The sequence below is a fragment of the Streptomyces sp. WMMC500 genome, assembly GCF_027497195.1.
Taxonomy (GTDB): Bacteria; Actinomycetota; Actinomycetes; order Streptomycetales; family Streptomycetaceae; genus Streptomyces.
Genome location: NZ_CP114905.1, coordinates 1,720,953 through 1,745,213 on the forward strand (window position 1 = coordinate 1,720,953; position 24,261 = coordinate 1,745,213).

A 24,261-nucleotide genomic window follows, 5' to 3' on the forward strand; every position below is an offset into this window, starting at 1 on the left:
TCAGCCCTCCAGTCGGGACAGGATCCGGGGTCCCAGCTCGGTGACGTCCCCTGCCCCCATGGTGAGAACGAGATCACCGGGCTTCGCCATTCCGGCGACGAGGCCGGGGACGGCGGCCATGTCCGGCGCGGGGGTGACGTCGGCGCCGGCGGCGCGGGCCGCGTCGATGATGATGTCGCTGGTCACGCCGGGGATGGGGTCCTCGCGGGCGGGATAGATGCCGAGCACGACGGAGGCGTCGGCGAGCGCGAGCGCGTGGCCCATCTCGGTGCCCAGTTCGCGGGTGCGCGAGAACAGGTGCGGCTGGAAGACGACGAGGATGCGGCCGGAGCGCCCGCCGTGGCCGTCGTCCGCGGCGGCCCGCACGGCTTCCAGGTCGGCGCTCATCTCGGTGGGGTGGTGCGCGTACGTGTCCACGACCCGTACGCCCGCGGCCGTGCCCTTCGGCTGCAGCCGGCGGCCGACGCCGGTGAAGGACGCCAGCGCCGGCGCCAGCTCCGCGGCGGGCACGCCGGCCGCGGCGCCGGCGGCGAGGGCGGCGACGGCGTTGTGGGCGTAGTGGCGGCCGGGGACGGAAACGCCGAAGGTGAGCTTCGCGCCGTCGAGCACCACGGTGACCTCGCTCGTCAGGCCGCGGGGGGTGACGGAGAGCACGCGCGCGTCCGCGTCGGGTGACTCGCCGTAGGTGACGGTGCGCACGCCGCTGCCGGCGAGCCGCCGGGTCAGCTCGCGGGCACCGGGGTGGTCGGCGGAGACGACGAGGGTGCCGCCGGGGACGATGCGGGCGGCGAAGGTCTCGAAGGAGGCGTAGATCTCCTCCAGCGAGGCGTAGGTGGCGTGGTGGTCCAGCTCGACGTTGAGGACGATGGCGACCTCGGGCGCGTACGTGTGGAAGCTGCGGTCGCTCTCGTCCGCCTCGGCGACGAACAGGTCGCCGGTGCCGTGGTGCGCGTTGGAGCCGGGGGCGTCGATGTCGCCACCGATCGCGTACGACGGGTCGCGGCCGAGGGTGCGCAGGGCGACGGCGAGCATCGAGGTGGTCGTGGTCTTGCCGTGGGTGCCGGCGACGGCGATCGGGCGGAGCCCGGCCATGAGGGCGGCGAGGGCGTCCGAGCGGTGCACGACGGGCAGGCCGCGGTCGCGGGCGGCGGCCAGCTCGGGGTTGTCCTCGCGGATGGCCGAGGAGACGACGACGGCGGTGGCGCCGGGGTCCAGGTGCCCGGCGGCGTGACCGAGGTGCACGACGGCGCCCAGCTCGCGGAGCGCGGCGACGGTGCCGGACTCGCGGGCGTCGCTGCCGGCGACGGCGGCGCCGCGCTGGGCGAGGATCTTCGCGATGCCCGACATGCCGGCGCCGCCGATGCCGACGAAGTGCGGACTCTCCAGCGTGGGCGGGATCCCCGGGGTCATGTGGTGCGCTCCTTGGGCTCGGGTGGGACGCGACGATTCTCGCACCCCGCGCCGACATTCCGGGGGCGGGCCGGGCCGGGGCCGCAAGCCGGGCCGGGCGAACCGGGGCGCCCCCGGCCCGGGGGCGGGTCAGCCGTCGTGCGCGAAGAGCTTCAGCACCGGCACGCCGACCTTGTGCCGGGCCCGGGAGGCCCAGTCGCGGTGGAAGAACTCCTCCACCAGGTGCGGCGCGGTGAGCACGATGACCTCGTCGGCGTGCGTCTGCTCGACGACGGACTGGAGCAGGTCCAGGGGGTGCCGGTCGACGATCTCCCCGACCGCCTCGGCGCCCTTCTCGCGCAGCGCCTTCAGGGAGTGCTCCAGCGACAGCTTGGCGGTGGGCAGCGCCTCGTGCCCCTCCGGCTCCTCCGACTCGCGGACCGCGTCCTCCAGCTCTCCGAGGGCTACGTCGTCGAGCGCCCGCAACAGCACTCCCTGGTCTCCGCGGGGTTGCAGCAGCACGACGAAGCTGACGGGCTCCTGACCGTGGAGCGTGGTGACCATCTCCACATCCACGGGTGCGAGCGGCTTCTCGATCATCAGGACGGTGGTGAACACGATGAACGCCCTTCTTCCGCACAGGCACACAGACCACGTCAGAAACGATCCTGCCGACTTAGTCTGCCCCAGCACGGCTAAGCGGAACGCGATATTCCGCAGATTGTCAGAACCGACGGTAACGGGTGAACAGGAAGCCGGCCTCCTCCATGACCGACTCCAGGCCGAGGCCCAGCGGCTCCGCCCGCGGGGCGGCGCCGTGCATGATCCGGGGCGCGTCCCCGAGCGCCACGAGGGGCGCCAGGGTCAGGCACAACTCGTCGAGTACCCCCGCCCGGGCGAAGCCGCCCAGCACGGCGGGACCGCCCTCCGTCAGCAGCCGCCGGTACCCGCGCTCCGCGAGCGCGGCGACGGCCGCCGCCGGGTCGGCGACCGCGCCCTGTCCGGCGACCACGACCTCCACCCCCGCCGCCCGGGCCGCGGCCACCCGCTCCCCGGGCGCCTGCGCACCCGTGAGCAGCAGCGTCGGCACGGCCGGCGCCGTGAACAGCGGCAGCGAGAAGTCCAGGTCGAGCGAGGCGGAGAGCACCGCGACGGGCGGGGTGGGGAGCTGGCCCGCCGCGGCCCTGCGGGCGGCGAAGGCGGCCCGGGCGCGGACCGGCCGGTACCCCTCCAGGCGTACCGTTTCTGCACCCACGACCACCGCGTCTGCCAGCCCGCGCAGCATGCCGAAGACGCGCATGTCCGCCGCGGACGACAGCGGCTGGGAGCGCCCCCCGAAGGACGCGGCGCCGTCGACGGAGCAGACCATGTTGGCCCGCAGCCACACGCCGTCCCCCGCGGGATAGGCATAGGCGTCCGCCAGCTCGTCCAGGGACCACTCGCGGTCGGCGAGCGCGGACGGATCGACGGGCACGGGCAGCAGGCGACGCATAAGCGGCAGTGTGGCATGACGCACTGGTGTACGGCTTGCCGAGGTGGCGACCGTACAGTGAGAACGTGCCCTCCACCTCCGCCTCCACCGCCGACACGCCCGGCGCGTCCACGGCTCCCGGCACGCTGGTCGGCCGCGAGCCGCGCGTCCCCGCCGAGCGGCTGGTCGCCGAGCTGGTGCCGCCGCCGCGCTTCGACGCGGTGCGCTTCTCGACCTACGTTCCGGACCCGGCCCGCCCCGGCCAGGCCGAGGCCGTACGCGCCCTGGCCGCCTTCGCCGCCGGGATCGGCGGCGGCGCCACCGCCGTGGGAGGGCGCCGCCCCTGGTGGCGGCGGGCGCCGAAGGAGCCGGCCGGGCCGCGCGGGGTGTATCTGGACGGCGGCTTCGGCGTCGGCAAGACGCACCTGCTGGCCTCGCTCTGGCACGCCACCCAGGCGGCGCCGGAGCGCAAGGGCTTCTGCACCTTCGTCGAGCTGACGAACCTGGTGGGCGCGCTGGGCTTCCAGCAGACGATACGCACCCTCGGCGGCCACCGGCTGCTGTGCATCGACGAGTTCGAGCTCGACGACCCCGGCGACACCGTGCTGGTCTCCACCCTCCTCGGCAAGCTCGTGGACTCCGGCGTCGCGCTGGCCGCCACCTCCAACACCCTGCCGGGCAAGCTCGGCGAGGGCCGCTTCGCCTCGGCCGACTTCCTGCGCGAGATACAGGGCCTGGCCGCCCGCTTCCGCCCGCTTCGCATCGACGGCGACGACTACCGCCACCGCGGCCTGCCCGCGGCCCCCGCCCCGCTCACCGACGAGGCCGTCACCCGCGCCGCCCGCACCGCCCCCGGCGCCACGCTCGACGCCTTCCCCGACCTCCTCGGCCACCTCGCGCGCGTACACCCCAGCCGCTACGGCGCGCTGACCGACGGCGTACGGACCGTCTGCCTGACCGGCGTGCGGCCGGTGCCCGACGAGGCGACCGCGCTGCGGCTCGTGGTGCTCGCGGACCGGCTGTACGACCGGGAGATACCCGTGCTCGCCTCCGGCGTGCCGTTCGACCGGCTCTTCGGCGACGACATGCTCGCCGGCGGCTACCGCAAGAAGTACTTCCGCGCGATATCCCGGCTCACCGCCCTGGCCCGCGACGCCCGCGGCGGCGTGGACGAACGGGACACCCCCGGCGGCTCCTCGCCCGGCGGCGGCAGCGGCGGCGCGCCGCCCCCACCGGACTAGACCCTTCACACGCCCGCCACCTGGTTCACTTTCGGTTCACCGAGTGGTAGACACGGTCGGGTCACCGTTCTCCTGTCCGTCAGCAGGGAGTTGGTCTTTCCGCATGTCTGCCACGCGACGTCAGGTTCTCGCCCGTACCGGCGCGCTGGGCGCCGGTATCGCCTTCACCGGGAGCGTCTCCGAGCTGTACGCCGGCACCGCCGAGGCGCACGCCCCCCGGGGCGCGGGCTACGGCCCGCTCGTCCCCGACCCCGCCGGCCTCCTGGACCTGCCCGAGGGCTTCCGCTACCGGGTGCTCTCTCGCGAGGGCGACCAACTCCTCTCCGGCGAGGGCGTCGTGCCCGGCAACCACGACGGCATGGCCGCCTTCCGGGCCCGCGGCGGGGACGTGCGGCTCGTCCGCAACCACGAGAACCGCCACAACGCCGCCCACCCCGTCCCCGCCGTCGAGGGCCTGACCTACGACCCCATGGGCATGGGCGGCTGCACCGTGCTGGACGTCGGCCGGGACGGCGCACTGGAGGGCGAGCGCGTCGGCATCGCGGGCACCGCGGTCAACTGCGCCGGCGGGCCCAGCCTCTGGGGCACCTGGCTGACCTGCGAGGAGACCGAGGACAAGGCCGGCACCAACGGCTACACCAAGGACCACGGCTTCATCTTCGAGGTCGACCCCGCGGACCCGCGCGAGAGCGGCGCCGTCCCGCTCACCGCGATGGGCCGCTTCCAGCACGAGGCCGTGGCCTTCGACCCGTCCGACGGCGTCGTCTACGAGACGGAGGACGCCTTCCAGCACCCGTTCGGGCTGTTCTACCGCTTCCTGCCGAAGAAGCCGAAGCGCGGCCCCGGCTCCCTGCGGGCCGGCGGCGAACTCCAGGCGATGCGGGTGCCGGACGTGCCCGACCTGTCGGTGGTCGAGGAGATCGGCACCACGTTCGACGACGTCGAGTGGATCGAGGTGCCCGACCCGCTGGCGGCCGGGACCCCGATCCGCCACCAGGACTTCGGCCGCGCCATGTCGCACGCGCAGAAGCTGGAGGGCTGCTACTGGGGCGGCAACTCGGTGTACTTCGTCTCCAGCTTCGCCAAGTCCTCCGAGGGCTCGGGCGGCGACCACTTCGGCCAGGTGTGGCGCTACACCCCGCGCACCAACGAGCTGAAGCTCGTCATCCGCTTCGGCCCGGACCACGGCGTCGACACCCCCGGCGAGTCCCCGGACAACATCGCCCTGTCGCCGTCGGGCGGGCTGTTCCTCTGCGAGGACGGCGGCGGCGAGCAGCACGTCTACGGCGTCTCGCGGCGCGGCGAGGTCTTCGCGGTGGCGCGCAACCGGCAGAACACGGGCAGCCCGGAGGAGCCGGCGTACGGCGAGTTCGCCGGCGTCACGTTCTCGCCGAACGGCCGGACGATGTACGTGAACTGCTACGCGCCCGGCACCACGTTCGCCGTCACCGGCCCCTGGCGGTAGCCCGGCCCGTACGCACCGAACGCACCGAACGGCCGGCCGCCCGGCCCGGCGCCGGGCGGCCGGTTCCGGCCGGTCGCCCGGGCCGGCGCCGCGGGGCGTGCCCTACCCCGTTCACCCGAGCGCTCGCTTCGGCGCGCGCGCCCCCGGGAGCGCTCTTACGCTCCCCGCATGATCGACTTCCGGCGCCCGCGCCCTGCCCGCGCGGCCCTCGTCGCGCTGCTCGCCCTCTTCCTCCCGGCGTGCGCCGAGCCGTCCGGGCCGGCGGCGCCGGTCGGCGCGCCCGCCGCGCGGGCGCACAGCGACCACCCCGCCACGTACGGAACGCCGCGACCGCCGCGGGAGGCGCGGGGCGCGACGCGCGGCGGCGCGCGGGGGGAGGCGAAGGCGCTCCGCGCGGGGCTCGCGCCGGTGTGGCGGCACGGCGTGCGCCGGGGCGCGGGCCCCAAGCGCGTCGCGCTCACCTTCGACGCCGACATGATGGCCGGCCAGCACGAGCGGGCCGACGCCGGCGAGAGGTTCGACAACCCCGGGCTCATCGCCGCGCTGCGGCAACTGAAGGTGCCCGCCACCGTCTTCATGACCGGCACCTGGGCCGCCCGCTACCCCGGCCAGGCCCGCGCCATCGGCCGCGACCCCCTGTTCGAGGTGGCCAACCACTCCTACAGCCACCACGCCTTCGCCGAGCCCTGCTACGGCCTGCCCCGGATCGACCCCGGGGCCATGCGCGCCGAGGTCGAGCGCACCTTCGCCGAGCTCCGCCGCGCGGGCGTGCCCGCACCCGTCCCGTACTTCCGCTTCCCCGGCGGCTGTTACGACGAGACGGCGCTGCGCGCCCTCGCCCCGACCGGCGTGACCGCCGTGCAGTGGGACGTCTCCAGCGGCGACGCCTTCGCCACCGATCCGGGCGCGGTGGCCCGGGAGGTGCTGACGCGGGTGCGGCCGGGGTCGGTGGTCGTCCTGCACGTCACGCGCAGCGCGGCGCCGGTCACAGAGCAGGCGGTGCGCGAGATCGTGCCGGAGCTGCGCCGGCGCGGCTACGGCTTCGCCCGGGTCTCGGAGCTGATGGCGGCGGGCTGAGCCGCGCACGGGATACGGGCACGGCGTGCCGGAGGGGGGACCGGCCGCGCGCCGCCCCCTCCGCCCCGGCTGCCCCGGGTCACCCGGCGGGCGCCCCCGTGCCGGTCTCGCTCGGCCGCACCACGACGAACCCCTCGCCGTCCAGCCGGAGCTGCATGACCTCGCCGGAGCCGCCGCGGATCATCGACCCGAAGCTCTGCGAGCGGTGCAGCCCCGTCTGGAGCTGCGTGCTCCAGCCGACGACGGCGTCGGTGTCGACGAAGACCGGGTAGCCCTGCGAGACGGGGATGACGATCGGGGTGCCGTCGCAGACCACGCCCAGCCGGCCCTGGCCGGTGAACACGCTGTTGAACAGCCCGCCGCCCGTCATGCCGGCGCCCTTGACCACCTTGATGTCGTACGACAGCGTCGAGTCGAAGCACAGCACGTTGCGCCCGTTGAGGGTGAGGCTGTCGTTCGGCTGGTCGAAGTCCAGGATGAAGCAGTTGGCCGCGCTGAGCGCGAACCAGCACTCCCCCTGCCCCTTCACCGACATGAGCGCCAGGCCCTCGCCGGTGACCGCGCGCTTGAGGAACTGCCCCGCCCCCTGGCCCTTCTTCTCGAACTGCAGATTGCCCCGATAGGCGATCATCGCGCCCTGCCGGGCCAGGCACTCGCCGTTGACGGCGTACTTGATCGACTTGGCGTTCTGCAGAGTCATGCCGGCCTGCGTCGCGGGCTCGGCCATGTTCTCCTTCGCGAACAAATCACTGCGCATACGGGCATGATCCGCCGGAACCCCTCCCTCCGCCAAGCATGTGGCGCCCCTGGCACACTTGATCGTGTGACCGGCGCCGAGACCAGCCCCTTCCCGCACGAGGCGGTGAGCCGCGACGACCTGCCGCAGTTCGTCCTCCCCCTCGTCGTCCGCATCGAACGCGGCAGCCCGCCCACGCGCACCGGCGCGCTCCAGACGGCGGCGCGCGCGGTACTGGTCCTGCTGGCGGACGAGCGCGCGACGGGCGAAGGGCCGTGGGCGCAGGCGGTACGGGACTGGCAGGACGCCCGGATCCGCAAGGTGGTGCGGCGGGCCCGGGGCGCGGAGTGGCGCCGGGCGGAGGCGCTGCCCGGGATCACGGTGACGTCGGCGGGCGGCGGGAACGCGGCGGCCGGCGACGCGGCGGCCGGCGCGGGGGGCGCGGCCGGGGAGGGCGGCGCCGAGGTGCGGGTCTTCCCGCCCGTACCGCTCGACGGCTGGCCCAGGGACCTCGCCCGGCTGCAGGTCTCCGGCACCGACCTGGACGACCCCGAGCCCCCCGCCCCGCCCGCGCCGGACCTCCCGGTGCTGTGGCTGGCGCCCGGACTCGCCATGACCGCGGGCAAGGCCATGGCCCAGGCGGGCCACGGCGCCCAACTCGCCTGGTGGGAGCTGTCCGACGCGGACCGCGCGGCCTGGCGCGCCGCCGGCTTCCCCCTCGCCGTCCGCACACCGCCGCCGGAGCGCTGGGCGGAGCTGGTGGCGAGCGGGCTGCCGGTGGTCAGGGACGCCGGGTACACGGAGATCGCCGCGGGGAGCTGCACGGTCGTCGCCGACCACCCGGCGCTGCGTACCGGCTGACCGGCTGAACCGCTGACGTACCGGCACACGCGCGTGCGGGCCCGTCAGCCGCCGTCGCTCTCCCGCGCGTCCTCGGCGACCGCGGCCGCCGCCTTGCGCGCCGCGACCAGCACCGGGTCCCACACCGGCGAGAACGGCGGCGCGTACCCCAGGTCCAGCGCCGTCATCTGCTCCACCGTCATGCGCGCGGTCAGCGCCACCGCCGCTATGTCCACCCGCTTGCCGGCGCCCTCGCGGCCGACGATCTGCACGCCGAGCAGCCGCCCGGTGCGCCGCTCCGCGAGCATCTTCACGTGCATCGGCGCGGCCCGCGGGTAGTAACCGGCGCGGCTGGTCGACCGGATGGTCACCGTCACGTACTGCAGGCCCACCTCGCGCGCCTGCGCCTCCAGCAGACCCGTACGGGCGATCTCCAGGTCGCACACCTTGCTGACGGCCGTGCCGACGACGCCGGGAAAGGTGCCGAAGCCGCCGCCGACGTTGCGGCCGATGACCTGCCCGTGCTTGTTGGCGTGTGTGCCCAGCGGGATGTACCGCTCGCGCCCCGACACCAGGTCGAGCACCTCGACGCAGTCGCCGCCCGCCCACACGTTCTCCTGCCCCCGCACCCGCATCGCCAGGTCCGTCAGCAGCCCGCCCCACTCGCCCAGCGGCAGCCCCGCGTCCCGCGCGAGCCCGGTCTCCGGGCGCACCCCGAGGCCGAGCACGACCACGTCCGCCGGATACTCGCCCTTCGCCGTGGCCACCCCGCGCACCGCCCCGTCCGTGCCGGTGAGGATCTCGGTGACCTCGGCGCCCGTGACGGTCGCGATGCCGTTGCCGTTCATCGCCTCGTTCACCAGCGCGCCCATGTCGGGGTCGAGGGTGCTCATGGGCTGCTCGGCGCGCTCCAGCACGGTGACGTGGATGCCGCGGTGGCAGAACGCCTCGGCCATCTCCACCCCGATGTACCCGGCGCCGACCACGACCGCGTGCCGCACCTGCTGCTTCTCCAGCCGGTCCAGCAGGTCCTGCCCGTCGTCCAGGCTCTGCACCCCGTGCACCCCGGGGGCGTCGATGCCGGGCAGCGGCGGACGCAGCGGGCGGGCGCCGGTGGCGATCACCAGATGGTCGAAGCCGTGCCAGCGCTCCTGCGCGCCGTCCTCGTCGTCGAGGTCCCGGGTGCGTACGCACTGCCGGTCGAGGTCGATCTCGGTGACCTCGGTGCGCATCCGCAGGTCGATGCCGCGCCGGCGGTGCTCCTCCGGTGAGCGGGCGACGAGCTCGTCCCGCTCGGCGACCTCGCCGCCGACCCAGTACGGAATGCCGCAGGCGGAGTACGACGTGAACCGGCCGCGCTCGAACGCGGTGATCTCCAGCTCGTCCGGCGTCCGCATGCGGCGCGCCTGCGATGCGGCGGACATGCCCGCTGCATCGCCGCCGATGACCACCATCCGCTGCTTGGCCCCCATGACGCTCCCTTTCGTCGCCGTGAGGGACACGCTACGTCTGGTTACTCCGGCTCGCTCCCCTGGGGTCTCGGCTGTCCGGGAAACGGACTGGGCGGCGCGGTGACGTCCCGGCGCGGCAGCCGGCGGCGCAGCCACCGCCAGGCCAGGGCGAGCAGGACGAGGAGCGCGGCGAAGGGCAGCGAAGCGGAGACCGCGATCAGCACCCCGCGCAGACCTGCGACGAAGGCGTCCCAGCCGCCGGCCAGCGCGTCGGCGACGCCGGTGCCGTCGTCCTCGTCCTCCTGCTGCGCCGCGGGCCGGCGCAGCTCCAGGGTGATCGTGCCCAGCGCGGTGCGCTCCTCGCGCGAGGACTGCTGGGCGAGGAGCGCCTCCAGGTCGGCCTGGCGGCTGCTGAGTTCGCCCTCCAGGGTGACGACGTCACCGAGTTTCGTGGCATCGTTCATCAGCCCCCGGATGCGGTCGACGCTCGCGCGCTGGGACCGCACCCGGCTGTCGACGTCCACGACCTGGTCGGTGACGTCCTTCACCCGCACCTCGCGGTCCACGACACGGCCGAGGTCGGCGAGGTCGCCGAGGACGGCGTCGTACTCCTCGGCGGGCACCCGCAGGGTGAGCCGGGCGCGCGCGGGGGCACCGGGCTCCCGGCTGGTGGACTCGTCGCCGACGTAGCCGCCGGCGCCCTCGGCCAGCGAGCGGGCGGTGCCGGCGGCGTCGGCCAGATCCTCGGTGCGCACGGTGATCTCGGCGGTGCGGACGAGCGCCTGGGGCGCGAGCGTGACGCCGTCGGCGGCGGTGGCCCCGCCGCGGGGCGCCGGCGACGCGGCGGAGTCACCGGCGCCGTCGGCGCCCCCTTCGCGCGGCGCCTCCTGCGCCTGGGCATCGCCGACGTCCCGGGCGTAGGCGCTGCCGCCGTCGGAGTCGTCGGAGCCGCCGCTGCAGCCGCCGACGGCGAGCGCGGCGGCCAGCAGCGCGGCGGCGAGGGCGGGTCTGGTGGTGCTGCGTGTCTGCATGTCGAACCCCCCGGGTGTCGGTGTGTGCCGGTTCGACGGGACGGCGGGGGCGGCGGTTTCGGGCGGCGGGTTCCGGAAGGGTCACGATCGGACTGCGGCGGCCGCGGCGCGGGCACCGGGCGTGCGGTGTGGGGATCCGCAGGGCGGCCTGCGGCGGGCCCGGCACGTCCGCGGGCACGGCCTCGCGGTGCCGGAAAGGGCCGTGCCCGGTCTCCCTCCGGGGCCGCGCCCGGGTGCCGGTGCGCGTTGTCCACAGGGCGTCCGGGCTTGTCGGCGGGGTCTGAGACAGTGGCTTCCATGAGCAGCGCACAGCCCGCGGACCCCGGGCCCAGGGTCGTCGTCATCGGCGGTGGCATCGCCGGACTCGCCGCCGCGCACCGGCTGCTGGCCCGCGGCGCGCGGGTCACGGTGCTGGAGGCCGCGTCCCGGCTCGGCGGCAAGCTGCACGCTGGCGAGCTGGCCGGCCTGCCGGCCGACCTCGGCGCGGAGGCGCTGCTCGCCCGCCGCCCGGAGGCCGTCGACCTCGCGCGGGCCGTGGGGCTCGGCGAGGCGCTGCAGCCGGTGGCCGCGGGCGGCGCGGCGCTGTGGACCCGGGGACGGCTGCGCCCGCTGCCGGGCGGCCAGGTGATGGGCGTTCCCGGCGACCTGGAGCGGCTGGCGGCGGCGGAGGTGCTGTCGCCGGAGGGGCTGGCGCGGGCCGGCCGGGAGGCGGAGCTGCCCCCGGCGGAGCCGGGCGAGGACGTGGCGATCGGCGCGTTCGTCGCCCAGCGGCTCGGCGCGGAGGTCACGGACCGGCTGGTGGAGCCGCTGCTGGGCGGCGTGTACGCGGGCGACGCGTACCGGCTGTCGATGCGCGCGGCGGTCCCGCAGTTGTTCGCGGCGCTGCGCGAGGAGCGCACGCTGCTGGGTGCGGCGCGGGCGGTGCAGTCCCGCGGCCCGGCGGCGCCTGCCGCGGGCGCGGCGCCGACGCCGGTGTTCATGGGCATCGAGGGGGGCGTCGGCCGCCTGCCCGCGGCGGTGGCGGACGCGGTGCGGGCGGCGGGCGGCGAGATCGTCCTCGGCGCGGCGGTCGCCGCGCTGGAGACGGCGGAGGGTCTCCCGGGCCCCGCCCCTTCCCCGAACCCCGGGGCCCCCGCGAGGGCTGTACCCTCCGGCCCCGCCGTACCCGGCCCCGCGCGGGCCTCCGTTCCGGCCCCCGCCTCCCCGGGGACCCACCCCGCCCGCTGGCGCGTCCTCGCCGGAGGGCGCACCTACGACGCCGACGCCGTCGTGCTGGCCGTGCCCGCGGGGGCCGCGGCGCGGTTGCTGCGGGGGCTCGCGCCGCGGGCCGCCGCGGAGTTCGACGGCGTGCGGTACGCCTCCATGGCGCTGGTCACCCTCGCCCTCCCCCGCCGGGAGGCGGAGGCGCAGTTGCCCGCCGGAACCGGGTTCCTCGTGCCGCCGGTCGACGGGCGCACGATCAAGGCGTCGACGTTCTCCTCCGCCAAGTGGCGCTGGGCCGGCGACGACGACCTCTTCCTGCTGCGCACCTCCGTCGGCCGCATCGACGACGAGAAGATCCTCGAACGGGACGACGCCGAGCTCGTCGCCGCCTCCCTCGGCGACCTGCGCGCCGCCACCGGGCTCGCCGCGCGTCCCGTCGCCGGCCGCGTCAGCCGGTGGCAGGCCGCCCTCCCGCAGTACGAGGTCGGGCACGACGCGCGCGTCGCGCGCATCCGCGGTGCGCTGCCCGCCGGGCTCGCGGTGTGCGGCGCGCTGTACGAGGGCGTGGGCATCCCCGCCTGCGTCGCGAGCGCGCACCGGGCCGCCGACGAGCTGCTGGGGCGCCCTGGGACAATGGCCGCATGAGTGACGCACCCCCTCCGGCGGCTCCCTCCCCCGCGGCTTCGGCCCGCTCCGCGAACGCCGGCAAGAAGGCCAAGGATCTCAACGAGGTCATCCGTTACACCCTCTGGTCCGTGTTCCGGCTCCGCGACACCCTCCCCGAGGACCGCGCGGGCTACGCGGACGAGGTCACCGAGCTGTTCGAGCAGCTCGCCGCGAAGGACGTCGTCGTGCGCGGCACGTACGACGTGTCGGGGCTGCGGGCCGACGCGGACGTCATGATCTGGTGGCACGCGGAGAGCTCGGACGCGCTGCAGGAGGCGTACAACCTCTTCCGCCGCACCCGCCTGGGCCGCGCCCTCGCCCCGGTCTGGTCGAACATGGCGCTGCACCGGCCCGCCGAGTTCAACAAGTCGCACATCCCGGCGTTCCTGGCGGACGAGACCCCGCGCGCGTACGTGAGCGTGTACCCGTTCGTCCGCTCCTACGAGTGGTACCTGCTGCCCGACGAGGACCGCCGCCGCATGCTCGCCGACCACGGCAAGATGGCCCGCGGCTTCCCGGACGTACGCGCCAACACGGTGCCCTCGTTCTCCCTCGGCGACTACGAGTGGATCCTCGCCTTCGAGGCCGACGAGCTGCACCGCATCGTGGACCTGATGCGCCATCTGCGCGGCTCCGAGGCGCGGCGGCACGTCCGCGAGGAGGTGCCGTTCTACACCGGCCGCCGCAAGCCCGTCGCGGAGCTGGTGGCCTCCCTGGCCTGACGCCAGGCGGGGCCCCGCCTCAGCCGACCGCCGGGCCGCCCGTCCCCGGCGCCACGGACCGCGTCCCGTCCCGCTGCGCCCTCGGCTCCGGACGCGGCGCGCAGTTCGCGTCGCCGGGCGTGCGGCCGGTCAGCAGGTACGTGTCGACGTACGCGTTGACGCAGGCGTTCTCACCCCCGGCGAGCCCGTGCGACCCGGCGTCCTTCTCCGTCACCAGGTCCGCCGAGCCGCCCAGCCGCCGCGCGAGCTCCCGCGCGCCGTCGTACGGCGTGGCCGCGTCGCGCTCGGCGGCGAGCAGGAGCACCGGCGGCAGCTCACCCGCGGCCGTGCGCACGTCGAGGGGCTGCTGCCGCGGGCCGGCCCAGAACGCGCACGGCAGATTCATCCAGGCGTTCTCCCACGTCTCGAACGGCGCCACGCGCGCGAGCCGGCTGTTGTCGCGGTCCCAGGTCTCCCAGTCGGTCGGCCAGGGCGCGTCGTTGCACTCGACGGCGGTGTAGACGGCGTTGCCGTTCTCCTGCGCCGCGTTGTCCGACGGGTCGTCGGCGGCGAACTCCACCAGCGTCCGGGGCTTGCCGTCGAGGTAGTCCGCGAGCGCGCCGGCGGCCGGCGCCCAGTACCCGTCGTTGTACGCCGCCCGCAGGAAGCCCGCCTGCAACTGGGCCGTGCCGATCCGCCCGCCGGCGGGTTCCTTCTCGATCATCTTGCGGGCCCGCCGGTACGCCGCCGCCACCTCCCAGCGGCTGCGGCCGAGGCGGTAGACGTCGTCGTGCCTGGCGACCCACCGCTGCCAGTCGGCCCAGCGCTCCTCGAACGCGGCGGACTGGCGCAGGTTGCTGCCGTACCAGATCTGCCCCGGGTCGGGGTCGACCGGGCTGTCGAAGACCATGCGGCGCACGTGGCCGGGGTAGAGGGCGGCGTACAGGCTGCCGAAGTAGGTGCCGTAGGAGGCGCCGAGGTAGGTGAGCCTGCGCTCGCCGAGCGCGGCGCGCAGCACCTCGAGGTCGCGGGCGTTGTTCAGCGACGTGTAGTGCCGCAGGCCCGCGATCCGGGCGCAGCCGTCGGCGTACGCCCGCGCCTTCTGGATACGGGCGCGCTTCTCGCGCTCCGATGGGTGCTCGGAGGTGTTCGACGGCGCCTTCATGAACTCGTCGGGGTCCTGGCAGGACAGCGCGCCGGAGCGCTCGACGCCGCGCGGGGCGTAGCCGACGAAGTCGTACGCCTCGGCCAGCCGCCGCCACTCCGGGGACCGGCTCAGCAGCGGGAAGTAGGTGCCGGAGGCGCCGGGCCCGCCGGGGTTGAAGACGAGCTTGCCCTGCCGCTCGGCGCGCGGGCCGGTCGCGCCGATGTGGGTGACGGTGAGCCTGAGCTGCCGGCCGCCGGGGCGCGCGTAGTCCATCGGGACGGCGACGGTGCCGCACTCGACGGGCGCCGGCAGCCCCTCCGCCGCCGGGCAGGGGCCGAAGTCGACGCCGGCCCCGGCGGCACGGGCGGCGGCGACGGCGACCCCGCGGGCCTCGGGGCCCTCGGCCGCCCGGGAGACGGGCACGGCGGACCCCGTCCGGGCGGCGTCGGCGGCGGGGGCCGCGGCGAGGCCGGTGAGAGCGAGCGAACCGAGGATTCCGTACAGCACTGCTGCTCTCACGAAAGGCCCTTCCGGCGCGACGAACAGCCGCTCGGTGGCGGCGCGAGCAATGAGGGTGAAAGGAGGGTAAAAGTGATAATTATTGGCCGAGTTGCTGATGTAAAGGACCTCGGCGGGGGTGTCGCAGCGCGTCGGCCGCCGTCTACCGCGCGAGCGCCGCGCGCATCTCCGGGTCGGGCAGCGCCGCGGGCCCGCGCACGGCGAGCCCGGTCAGCGGCGAGTCCGCCTCGTCGAGGGTGGCGAGCAGCCCGCGGCCGTCGGGCGTGGCCCAGCGGGTGTACTCGCCGACCTCCAGCCGGGCTATCGCCAGACAGCCGCACACCAGGATCAGCGGCAGCACGAACCAGCCCGCGATCGGCTCCTCCGCCGGCGCCCGCAGCGCCAGCGCGGCGGTCCCGGCGCCGAGCACCACCACTCCCGCGACCCGTACGTGCCGCACGGCGGCGCGGACGGCGGACCGGATCGGCGCGGGTACCGCGAGCCCGGCCGCGGCGAGGCCGTCGTCGAGGTCACGCAGCGCGTCGGCGGAACAGGCGGCGGCGCGGATGGCCGGAATCGTGCTCTGCCCGCCGGGCCCGGCGGCGGCGATCACGGCGGACTCGACGGGGTCGCGGCCCTCGGACTCCACGACGGTCGCCCAGCCGGTGTGCGCGAGCAGCAGCCGCCGCTCCCGCGCCAGCGACACGAGGGTGACGTCGACGACCCGCTGCGGCCCGCCGGCCAGGAAGGCGGCCTCGTACAGGGTCAGCTCACGCGCCCCGCGGACTCGGGCCGGCTCGGCTTCGGGCTGCGCCGCGGCGACGGAACCGACGAGGACCAGGCGCCCGCACGTCAGCAGCGCTGCCGCCCAGGCGACGAGCGCGAAGCACACCCACATGGCGGTGTTCTACGCGATCGGGGCACGGGGCGCCAGACCTATCTTTCCGAACGCCCCCGTGATAGCGGGGCGTTGCGAACCGGGCCCGCCAGGGACGTACAGGGCGGGAACGTCAGCGGGCCGAGGACTCGTGGACGTACTCCACGAGCCGCGTCAGCGCGTCCGGGTCGGTCGTCGGGAGCACCCCGTGGCCGAGGTTGAACACGTGGCCCGCCAGCCCGGCCGCCGCCCGCAGCACCTCGCCGGCCTTGGCCTCCATCGCCGGGCGCGGCGCGAACAGCACGGCCGGGTCGAGGTTGCCCTGCAGCGCCTTGCCGGGGCCGACGCGGCGTGCCGCCTCGTCCAGCGGCACCCGCCAGTCGACGCCGACGACGTCGGCGCCCGCCTCGCCCATCGCGGTCAGCAGCTCGCCGGTGCCGACGCCGAAGTGGATACGCGGCACCCCGTACTCGGCGACGGCCGCGAAGACCTCCGCGGACGCCGGCAGCACCGCCCGCCGGTAGTCGGCCGGGGCGAGCGCGCCCGCCCAGGAGTCGAAGAGCTGCACCGCGGAGGCGCCGGCCTCGATCTGCACCCGCAGGAAGGCCGCCGTGATGCCCGCGAGCCGGCCGACCAGCTCGGCCCACAGCTCCGGCGCGCCGTACATCATCGCCTTGGTGTGCTCGTGGTTGCGCGACGGGCCGCCCTCGACCAGGTAACTGGCCAGCGTGAACGGCGCGCCGGCGAAGCCGATCAGCGGCGTCGCGCCCAGCTCCGCGGTCAGCCGGCCCACGGCCTCGGTCACGTACGGCACGTCGTCGGGCTCCAGCGGGCGGAGCTGCGCGAGGTCCGCGCGGCTGCGGATCGGCTGGGCGACGACGGGGCCGACGCCCGGCTTGATGTCGAGGTCGACGCCGATGGCCTTCAGCGGCACGACGATGTCGCTGAAGAGGATCGCGGCGTCCACGCCGTGCCGCCGCACGGGCTGCAGCGTGATCTCGGTGACGAGATCCGGCCGCCGGCACGAGTCGAGCATGCCGATGCCCTCGCGCAGGCGCCGGTACTCGGGCAGCGAGCGGCCCGCCTGGCGCATGAACCACACGGGGGTGTGCGGCACGGGCTCGCGCCGGCACGCACGCAGGAACGCGGAGTCGGCGGCCGGTCCCGCAGGGGCGGGGGGCGTCGCCGCGGGGGCGCTCGCCGCAAGGGCGCTCGCCGCGGGAGCGGCACCGGCGCCGGACGCGGCGGAGGGGCGGGGGGCACTGTCGGCACTCACCCCTGCATCCTCGCACGCGCGTGGGAGTCGAGATCCGGCCACCCGGGTGTCCCGCAGCGCTTCTGCGCGCCGCGCCCCCTAGTCTTCCGGGCATGGTTGCGGCTCCTGGACACCTCGTCGACGAACCCGATGGATCCCCGGACGGCCCGCCGGCGGGCGGAGCGCTGCCGCCCCCCTTCCGGCGGGCCGTCGACGCGCTCGGCTCGGCCGCGGTACGCCCCGAGGTGGCGTTGCGGGCGACGCGGGCGCCGCGGGGCATCGCCCCGTTCGCGTACGCCCTGGAGGCGGAGGTCGAGGAGGGTGCGGCGCAGGACGCCGAGCCCGCCGACGGCCGGCTGGTGCTGCTGCACGACCCGGACGGGCAGGACACCTGGCGCGGTACGTTCCGCTTCGTCACGCTGCTGCGCGCGGAGCTGGAGCCGGAGATGGCCGCGGACCCGCTGCTGCCGGAGGTGTGCTGGTCCTGGCTGACCGGCGCGCTCGACACCCGCGGCCTCGGCTACGGCGAGCCCGGTGGCACGGTCACGCGCGCCTCCTCGCACCACTTCGGCGGGCTCGCGGAGCGCGGCACGACGACGAAGATCGAGATCCGGGCGTCCTGGACGCCGCAGCCGTCGCGCGCGGCCGGGGACGGCGCCCCGGACGCGGCGGCGCACCTGGCGGCGTGGGTGGAGATGCTGTGCCAGTGTGCGGGCCTGCCGCCGTCGGCCGCGCCGGCGGCGGCGCAGGAGCCGGACACCGCGCCGATCGTGCCGCTGCCGCAGCGCCGCGGCTCGCGCCGGCGCTGAGCCGCGGCAGTCGATCGCCCATCCGAATTGTCCGTTTTTTCCTCACCAATTCGTGATCATTCTCTAAAGCCTCTCCGGGCTCCTGCCGAAGACGTGAGAGACCTTCCGTACGCGACACGGAACGTCCCGGCTCTCCCAGCCGGCCCCGTCCCCGCACACCGTCTGGAGGGACCTGGTGTCTGTTCTCCTCGAGCAACCCACAAGCCTGGTCGCCTACCGCCCCAACAAGCCCACGGCCATGGTCGTCGTGGCCGACCCCCGCGTACGCTCGACCGTCACCCGCCACCTGTGGGCGCTGGGCGTGCGCGACGTGATCGAGGCGTCGTCCATCGCGGAGGCCCGCCCCCGGATCGCCAACCCCCGCGACATCTGCGTCGCCGACGTCCACCTGCCCGACGGCTCCGGCCTCACCCTGCTCTCCGAGGCGCGCTCCGCGGGCTGGCCCAACGGCCTCGCGCTCTCCGCCGCCGACGACATCGGCGCCGTGCGCAACGCCCTCGCGGGCGGCGTCCGCGGCTACGTCGTCACCGGCACCCGCACCGGCATGGGCCTGCCCACCCGCCCCAACGCCGCGCACATCGGCGCCGCCGCCGGCCGGCTGCACCACCGCCGGCCGCCGGGCTCCCCCGGCGCCGGCGGCAACTCCGGCCCGCCCGGCCACCCGGGCGGCTACCGCGAGCTGTCCGGGCGTGAGGTCGAGGTGCTGCGGCTGGTGGCGGAGGGCCAGTCGAACAAGGCCATCGGCGTCTCGATGGGACTGTCCGCGCTGACCGTCAAGAGCCACCTCGCCCGCATCGCGCGCAAGCTCGGCACGGGCGACCGCGCCGGCATGGTGGCGGTCGCGCTGCGCACCGGCATCATCCACTGAACCGGGCCCGGACACGGCCCTCACCCGGCATCCGCGCAGCGCCCGTCGACGTGACGTTCCGTCGACGGGCGCTGTCGTGCACCACTCACAGATACCCTTGACACGTGACCGACGCCCAAGAGACCGCAGCAGAGGACAGACTCCCCGCACCCGGAGCACCGACTTCCGGAACGGCGCCGGTCCCCCTTCTCGAGCCGCGCGAGGGCATTCCGCCCGTCACCGCGGACCCCGAGGGGCTCGCCGGCGTCGTCCGCGCGTTCGCCGCGGGCAGCGGCCCGGTCGCCATCGACGCGGAGCGCGCCAGCGGCTACCGCTACGGGCAGCGGGCGTACCTCGTGCAGTTGCGCCGGGAGGGCGCGGGCACCGCGCTCATCGACCCGGTGGCCTGCCCGGACCTCTCCGGCCTCGCGGCGGCGATCGGCGATGCCGAATGGGTTCTGCACGCCGCCACCCAGGATCTGCCGTGTCTCGCCGAGATAGGCATGCACCCGGGCACGCTGTTCGACACGGAGCTGGCGGGGCGGCTGGCGGGCTTCCCCCGGGTCGGTCTCGGCGCCATGGTCGAGAACGTCCTCGGGTACGCGCTGGAGAAGGGCCACTCCGCCGTCGACTGGTCGACCCGGCCGCTGCCCGAGCCGTGGCTGCGCTACGCCGCCCTCGACGTCGAGCTGCTCGTGGACCTGCGGGACGCGCTGGTCGGGGAGCTGACGGCGCAGGGGAAGCTGGGGTGGGCCGAGGAGGAGTTCGCGGCGATCGCCGCGGCGCCGCCGCCGGAGCCGCGCCGGGACCCCTGGCGGCGTACGTCGGGCATGCACAAGGTACGGCGCCGGCGCCAGCTCGGCACCGTACGGGAGCTGTGGACGACCCGGGACGGCATCGCGCAGCGGCGCGACGTCTCGCCGGGCAAGGTGCTCGCGGACACCGCCATCGTGGAGGCCGCGCTCGCGATGCCGACGTCCACGCGGGCGCTGGCCGCGCTGCCCGGGTTCGGGCACCGCATGGGCCGGCGGCAGTTGGAGCAGTGGCTCGCCGCCGTGGAGCGCGCCCGCGGGCTGCCCGAGTCCGAGCTGCCGCAGCCGGGGCTGCCGCTGAACGGCCCGCCGCCGCCGCGCGCGTGGGCCGACAAGGACCCGGCCGCCGCCGCGCGGCTGGCGGCGGCGCGGGCGTCGGTGACGGCGCGCGCGGAGGAGCTGGGGCTGCCGCAGGAGAACCTGATCGCGCCGGACACGGTGCGCCGGATCTGCTGGGAGCCGCCGAAGGACCGCTCCGAGGAGTCGGTGGCCGCGGCCCTGACCCACCTGGGCGCCCGTCCCTGGCAGATCGAACAGGTCACGGGGCTCCTCACCGCGGCCGTCCAGGACTGAGCACCCTGCAGCGGGCGGCGCGAGGCCTGACGCCCGGCGAAGCGGTGGAGCGGCGCGCTCCGGGCGCATGCACCCGAACCCGCGCCCGGCGAAGCCGTGGCGCGAGGGTCCCGCCGGCGCCCCTTCCCTCCCGTCCCCTACGGACCCACCCGCCCCGCGCGATACCCGCACCCGGTACGGCCCGCCCGGCGAGGGCAGCGTGGTGTGGGGCACACCTTCCGGTGGGCCCCTGGGCACCGCCTGTTACCCGCGAGTAGCATGGCCCGGAGCCGCGCCGCCCCCGGCGGGGCCGGCACCACGAGAACCCGCACCCCCTCCGGAGGAGAGCCCGTGCCTCGTACCGCAAGGGACGTCGTCTTCGTCGACGGCGTCCGCACCCCGTTCGGCAAGGCGGGCCCCAAGGGCATCTACCACGAGACCCGCGCCGACGACATGGTCGTCAAGTGCATCCGCGAGCTGCTGCGCCGCAACCCCGCCCTCGACCCCGCCGCCGTCGACGACGTGGCCGTCGCCGCCACCACCCAGATCGGCGACCAGGGCCTGACCATCGGGCGCACCGCCGGGATCCTCGCGGGGCTGCCGGCCACCGTGCCCGGGTACTCCATCGACCGGATGTGCGCCGGCGCCATGACCGCCGTGACGACGACCGCCGCCTCCACCGCCTTCGGCGCGTACGACGTCGCCGTGGCCGGCGGCGTCGAGCACATGGGCCGGCACCCGATGGGCGAGGCCGTGGACCCCAACCCGCGGTTCGTCTCCGAGAAGCTCGTCGACGAGTCCGCGCTGTTCATGGGCATGACCGCGGAGAACCTGCACGACCGCTTCCCGCACCTGACCAAGGCCCGCGCCGACGAGTACGCCGTGCACTCGCAGGAGAAGGCCGCCAAGGCGTACGCGAACGGGCGGATCCAGGCCGACCTGGTGCCGATCTCCGTCCGCCGCACCGACGCGGACACCGGCGAGACCGGGTGGGGCCTTGCCACGCAGGACGAGCCGATGCGCCCCGGCACCACGCTGGCGAACCTCGCGACGCTCAAGACCCCCTTCCGCGCCCACGGCCGGGTCACCGCCGGCAACGCCGCCGGGCTCAACGACGGCGCCACCGCCTCCCTGATCGCCGCCGAGGACGTGGCCCGGGAGGCGGGGCTGCCGGTGAAGATGCGGCTCGTGTCGTTCGCCTTCGCCGGGGTGGAGCCCGAGGTGATGGGCATCGGCCCGGTGCCGTCGACCGAGAAGGCGCTCGCCAAGGCGGGCCTCGGCATCGCCGACATCGGCCTGTTCGAGATCAACGAGGCGTTCGCCGTGCAGGTGCTCGCGTTCCTCGACCACTTCGGCCTCGCCGACGACGACCCCCGCGTCAACCAGTACGGCGGTGCCATCGCCTTCGGCCACCCGCTCGCCTCCTCCGGCGTGCGGCTGATGACGCAGTTGGCGCGGCAGTTCGAGGAGCAGCCGCAGGTGCGGTACGGCATCACCACCATGTGCGTCGGCTTCGGCATGGGCGGCACGGTCATCTGGGAGAACCCGCACTTCGAGGGGGCAGGCAAGTGAGCAGCAGCACCGTGGATCTCCTCAGGGCCGCCGCCGGGCGGTTCCCCGACGAGGTCGTCACCCAGGCGCACGTACGCCACCTCGACCTGCCCGCGGACGCGGGCCGGTTCGCGCTGATCACCCTGGACAACGGCTTCGACCACACCAAGCCGACCACCTTCGGCCCGCAGTCGCTCGCGCGTCTCGACGCCGCGCTCGACCAGGTCGGGAAGGAGGCCGCGGACGGCGAGATCGTCGGCGTCGGCGTCACCGGCAAGCCGTTCATCTTCGCCGTCGGGGCCGACCTGAAGGGCGTCGAGGTGCTCGGGGACCGCGCCGAGGCGCTGGCCGTCGGGCGCGGCGGGCACGAGGTGTTCAAGCGGCTGTCCGCCCTGGCCGTGCCGACGTTCGCGTACTACAACGGCGCCGCGATGGGCGGCGGCGTCGAGATCGGCCTGTACTGCACGTACCGCACGGTCTCCCGCGCCGTGCCCGCGTTCTCGCTGCCGGAGGTCTTCCTCGGGCTGGTGCCGGGCTGGGGCGGCTGCACGCTGCTGCCGAACCTGATCGGCGCGGACCGCGCGGTCACCGTCGTGATCGAGAACAGCCTCAACCAGAACCGGCAGCTCAAGGGCAAGCAGGTCTACGACCTGGGCATCGCCGACGCGATCTTCGACGGCGCCGACTTCCTGGAGCAGTCCCTCGCCTGGACCGCCGCCGTCCTCGCCGGCGAACTGGAGGTCGTGCGCCCGGACATCGACCGCGGCGAGGCGTGGGACGCCGCCGTCGAGCGCGGCCGGTCCGTCGCCGACGACAAGGTGCACGGGGCCGCCCCCGCGGCGTACCGCGCGCTGGACATCATGGCCGCGGCGAAGAACGGCGACCTGCGGGAGGGCTTCGCGGCCGAGGACGAGGCGCTGGCCGACCTGATCATGGGCGGCGAGCTGCGGGCCGGGATCTACGCCTTCGACCTCGTGCAGCGGCGCGCCAAGCGGCCCGCCGGGGCGCCGGACAAGAGCCTCGCCCGGCCGGTCACCAAGGTCGGCGTCGTCGGCGCCGGGCTGATGGCCTCGCAGTTGGCGCTGCTGTTCGTCCGCCGGCTGGAGGTGCCCGTGGTGCTCACGGACATCGACCAGGAGCGCGTCGACAAGGGCGTGGCGTGGGTCCACGAGCAGATCGACATGCTGCTGCTGAAGGGCCGGGTGCACCAGGACGCGGCCAACCGGCTCAAGGCGCTGGTCACCGGGTCCCTGGACAAGGCCGCGGCGTTCGCCGACGCGGACTTCGTCATCGAGGCGGTCTTCGAGGAACTCTCCCTCAAGCAGCGGATCTTCGCCGAGCTGGAGGAGGTCGTCCCGGCGGGGGCGATCCTCGCGACGAACACCTCGTCCCTGTCGGTGACCGAGATGGCGGCCGGGCTCAAGCACCCCGAGCGGGTCGTGGGCTTCCACTTCTTCAACCCGGTGGCGGTCCTGCCGCTGCTGGAGATCGTACGGGCCGAGCGCACCGACGACGCCTCGCTGGCCACGGCGTTCGCCGTCGCCAAGAAGCTGAAGAAGTCGGCCGTCCTGGTCAAGGACGCCCCGGCGTTCGTCGTCAACCGCATCCTGACCCGCTTCATGGGCGAGGTGCTGGGCGCGGTGGACGAGGGCACGCCGGTGGAGATCGCGGACCGCGCGCTGGCGCCGCTGGGGCTGCCGATGTCGCCGATCGTGTTGCTGGACCTGGTCGGCCCCGCCGTCGCCCACCACGTCTCGGGCACGCTGGCCGAGGCGTTCCCGGACCGGTTCGCGCAGTCGGCGAACCTGGGCCGGGTCGTGGAGGCGGGCAAGCGGACGCTGTACGTCCATGACTCCGGCAAGCCGGAGCTGGACCCGGAGGTGGCGGCGCTGTTCCAGGTCGGCGACACGGTGCTGACGGAGGAGCAGGTGCGCGACCGGGCGCTGGACGCCATCGCGCAGGAGATCCGGCTGATGCTGGACGAGGGTGTCGTGGCCGAGGCCCAGGACGTCGACCTGTGCCTGATCACCGGCGCGGGCTGGCCGTTCCACCTGGGCGGCATCACGCCGTACCTGGACCGGGCGGGCGTCAGCGAGCGCGTGACCGGCCGCCGGTTCCTGCCGCCGGGCGTGGCGAGCGTCCCTCAGTAGCGCCGCAGAACCGTGCCCCGGCCGCCGGCGGTGGCCGGGGCACGGGCGTGTCGTACGGGCGTGGGAGGCTGGGCGGCATGGACGCACCGCTCCCCCTGCTCGTCGTGGACGCCGCCAACGTCGTCGGGTCGGTGCCCGACGGCTGGTGGCGCGATCGCCGCGGGGCCGCGGAGCGGCTGCGCGACGGGCTCGTGCCGTACGCCTCGGCGGGGGTGGCGGGGCTGCCGGGGCCGGTGGAGGTGGTCCTCGTGGTGGAGGGCGCGGCCCGCGGCGTGGCGGAGGTGCCGGGGGTGCGGGTCGTGGCGGCGGAGGGCAGCGGCGACGACCGGATCGTGACCGTCGTCGCGGAGGCGGCGGAGCGGGACCCGGACCGGCGCGTCCTGGTGGTCACCGCGGACCGCGCCCTGCGCGAGCGCGTCCACCGCCACGGCGCGACCACGGCGGGCCCGCGCACGGTACGGCCCGTCTGACAGCCGCGCCGCGCGCCCCCTC

The 24,261-nt window shown here is 75.5% G+C and carries 21 protein-coding genes; 12 read left to right on the top strand and 9 right to left on the bottom strand.

The genetic code is table 11. The features are described 5' to 3' along the window. The 3 genes from murC to O7599_RS06980 form a co-directional block, all read right to left on the bottom strand. Positions 1 to 1,410, bottom strand: coding sequence for a UDP-N-acetylmuramate--L-alanine ligase (gene murC / locus O7599_RS06970; protein ID WP_281621224.1), 1,410 nt, complete (start codon positions 1,408 to 1,410; stop codon positions 1 to 3). A gap of 129 nt (positions 1,411 to 1,539) precedes the next feature. Then, positions 1,540 to 2,007, bottom strand: coding sequence for an indole-3-glycerol phosphate synthase (locus tag O7599_RS06975; RefSeq protein ID WP_281621225.1), 468 nt, complete (start codon positions 2,005 to 2,007; stop codon positions 1,540 to 1,542). Positions 2,008 to 2,113: 106 nt separating this feature from the next. After that, positions 2,114 to 2,881 carry a dihydrofolate reductase family protein gene (locus tag O7599_RS06980; protein WP_281621226.1) on the bottom strand — a complete coding sequence of 256 codons (768 nt, stop codon included), beginning with the start codon at positions 2,879 to 2,881 and terminating at the stop codon, positions 2,114 to 2,116. A 65-nt stretch (positions 2,882 to 2,946) separates the two neighbouring features. Between O7599_RS06980 and zapE the strand changes: the two genes are divergently transcribed. The 3 genes from zapE to O7599_RS06995 all read left to right on the top strand — a co-directional run bounded on the left by zapE (position 2,947) and on the right by O7599_RS06995 (position 6,643). Further along, entirely contained in the window at positions 2,947 to 4,101 is a 1,155-nt protein-coding gene (gene zapE / locus O7599_RS06985) for a cell division protein ZapE (RefSeq protein WP_281621227.1), read from the top strand. A 103-nt stretch (positions 4,102 to 4,204) separates the two neighbouring features. Next, entirely contained in the window at positions 4,205 to 5,566 is a 1,362-nt protein-coding gene (locus tag O7599_RS06990; RefSeq protein ID WP_281621228.1) for an alkaline phosphatase PhoX, read from the top strand. Between the two features lie 168 nt (positions 5,567 to 5,734). Continuing rightward, positions 5,735 to 6,643 (top strand): polysaccharide deacetylase family protein, encoded by a 909-nt coding sequence (locus O7599_RS06995; protein WP_281621229.1) that lies wholly within the window; start codon positions 5,735 to 5,737, stop codon positions 6,641 to 6,643. 79 nt (positions 6,644 to 6,722) lie between these two features. Here O7599_RS06995 and O7599_RS07000 read toward each other — a convergent pair whose 3' ends face one another. Next, positions 6,723 to 7,400, bottom strand: a complete 678-nt coding sequence (locus O7599_RS07000) for an AIM24 family protein (RefSeq protein ID WP_281621230.1) — start codon at positions 7,398 to 7,400, stop codon at positions 6,723 to 6,725. Between the two features lie 66 nt (positions 7,401 to 7,466). On the opposite strand from O7599_RS07000, the gene O7599_RS07005 reads away from it, so the two are divergent. After that, positions 7,467 to 8,240, top strand: coding sequence for a peptidyl-tRNA hydrolase (locus tag O7599_RS07005; RefSeq protein WP_281621231.1), 774 nt, complete (start codon positions 7,467 to 7,469; stop codon positions 8,238 to 8,240). A gap of 44 nt (positions 8,241 to 8,284) precedes the next feature. Here O7599_RS07005 and O7599_RS07010 read toward each other — a convergent pair whose 3' ends face one another. Further along, positions 8,285 to 9,691 carry an FAD-dependent oxidoreductase gene (locus O7599_RS07010; protein WP_281621232.1) on the bottom strand — a complete coding sequence of 469 codons (1,407 nt, stop codon included), beginning with the start codon at positions 9,689 to 9,691 and terminating at the stop codon, positions 8,285 to 8,287. 41 nt (positions 9,692 to 9,732) lie between these two features. Beyond that, on the bottom strand, positions 9,733 to 10,701 hold the full coding sequence (locus tag O7599_RS07015) for a DUF4349 domain-containing protein (protein ID WP_281621233.1): 969 nt from the start codon (positions 10,699 to 10,701) through the stop codon (positions 9,733 to 9,735). A gap of 297 nt (positions 10,702 to 10,998) precedes the next feature. Here O7599_RS07015 and hemG point away from each other — a divergent pair, with 297 nt between their 5' ends. Together hemG and hemQ are read left to right on the top strand one after the other, a co-directional pair. Next, the gene (gene hemG / locus O7599_RS07020; RefSeq protein ID WP_281621234.1) at positions 10,999 to 12,549 is read left to right on the top strand and encodes a protoporphyrinogen oxidase; all 1,551 of its coding nucleotides are present in this window, start codon (positions 10,999 to 11,001) and stop codon (positions 12,547 to 12,549) included. Then, a complete protein-coding gene (gene hemQ / locus O7599_RS07025; RefSeq protein WP_281621235.1) occupies positions 12,546 to 13,292 on the top strand; it encodes a hydrogen peroxide-dependent heme synthase in 747 nt (248 codons plus the stop codon). The genes hemG and hemQ overlap by 4 nt, the downstream gene beginning before the upstream one ends. Positions 13,293 to 13,311: 19 nt before the next feature. On the opposite strand, the gene O7599_RS07030 is transcribed toward hemQ, so the two are convergent. The 3 genes from O7599_RS07030 to hemE form a co-directional block, all read right to left on the bottom strand. Next, positions 13,312 to 14,937 (bottom strand): alpha/beta hydrolase, encoded by a 1,626-nt coding sequence (locus O7599_RS07030; RefSeq protein WP_281621236.1) that lies wholly within the window; start codon positions 14,935 to 14,937, stop codon positions 13,312 to 13,314. 142 nt (positions 14,938 to 15,079) lie between these two features. Beyond that, positions 15,080 to 15,814, bottom strand: a complete 735-nt coding sequence (locus O7599_RS07035) for a TIGR04222 domain-containing membrane protein (protein ID WP_281621237.1) — start codon at positions 15,812 to 15,814, stop codon at positions 15,080 to 15,082. 112 nt (positions 15,815 to 15,926) lie between these two features. Beyond that, positions 15,927 to 16,934, bottom strand: a complete 1,008-nt coding sequence (gene hemE, locus O7599_RS07040) for a uroporphyrinogen decarboxylase (RefSeq protein ID WP_281623302.1) — start codon at positions 16,932 to 16,934, stop codon at positions 15,927 to 15,929. Between the two features lie 227 nt (positions 16,935 to 17,161). On the opposite strand from hemE, the gene O7599_RS07045 reads away from it, so the two are divergent. The 6 genes from O7599_RS07045 to O7599_RS07070 all read left to right on the top strand — a co-directional run bounded on the left by O7599_RS07045 (position 17,162) and on the right by O7599_RS07070 (position 24,239). Further along, on the top strand, positions 17,162 to 17,857 hold the full coding sequence (locus O7599_RS07045) for a DUF3000 domain-containing protein (RefSeq protein ID WP_281621238.1): 696 nt from the start codon (positions 17,162 to 17,164) through the stop codon (positions 17,855 to 17,857). Between the two features lie 175 nt (positions 17,858 to 18,032). Next, positions 18,033 to 18,725, top strand: a complete 693-nt coding sequence (locus O7599_RS07050; RefSeq protein WP_047018647.1) for a response regulator transcription factor — start codon at positions 18,033 to 18,035, stop codon at positions 18,723 to 18,725. 104 nt (positions 18,726 to 18,829) lie between these two features. After that, positions 18,830 to 20,089 (top strand): ribonuclease D, encoded by a 1,260-nt coding sequence (locus O7599_RS07055; protein WP_281621239.1) that lies wholly within the window; start codon positions 18,830 to 18,832, stop codon positions 20,087 to 20,089. A gap of 330 nt (positions 20,090 to 20,419) precedes the next feature. Then, the gene (locus O7599_RS07060) at positions 20,420 to 21,640 is read left to right on the top strand and encodes an acetyl-CoA C-acyltransferase (protein WP_281621240.1); all 1,221 of its coding nucleotides are present in this window, start codon (positions 20,420 to 20,422) and stop codon (positions 21,638 to 21,640) included. Then, positions 21,637 to 23,769 (top strand): 3-hydroxyacyl-CoA dehydrogenase NAD-binding domain-containing protein, encoded by a 2,133-nt coding sequence (locus O7599_RS07065; protein ID WP_281621241.1) that lies wholly within the window; start codon positions 21,637 to 21,639, stop codon positions 23,767 to 23,769. The genes O7599_RS07060 and O7599_RS07065 overlap by 4 nt, the downstream gene beginning before the upstream one ends. A 77-nt stretch (positions 23,770 to 23,846) precedes the next feature. Then, positions 23,847 to 24,239, top strand: coding sequence for an NTP pyrophosphohydrolase (locus O7599_RS07070; protein ID WP_281621242.1), 393 nt, complete (start codon positions 23,847 to 23,849; stop codon positions 24,237 to 24,239). The last annotated feature ends 22 nt before the right edge of the window (positions 24,240 to 24,261 follow it).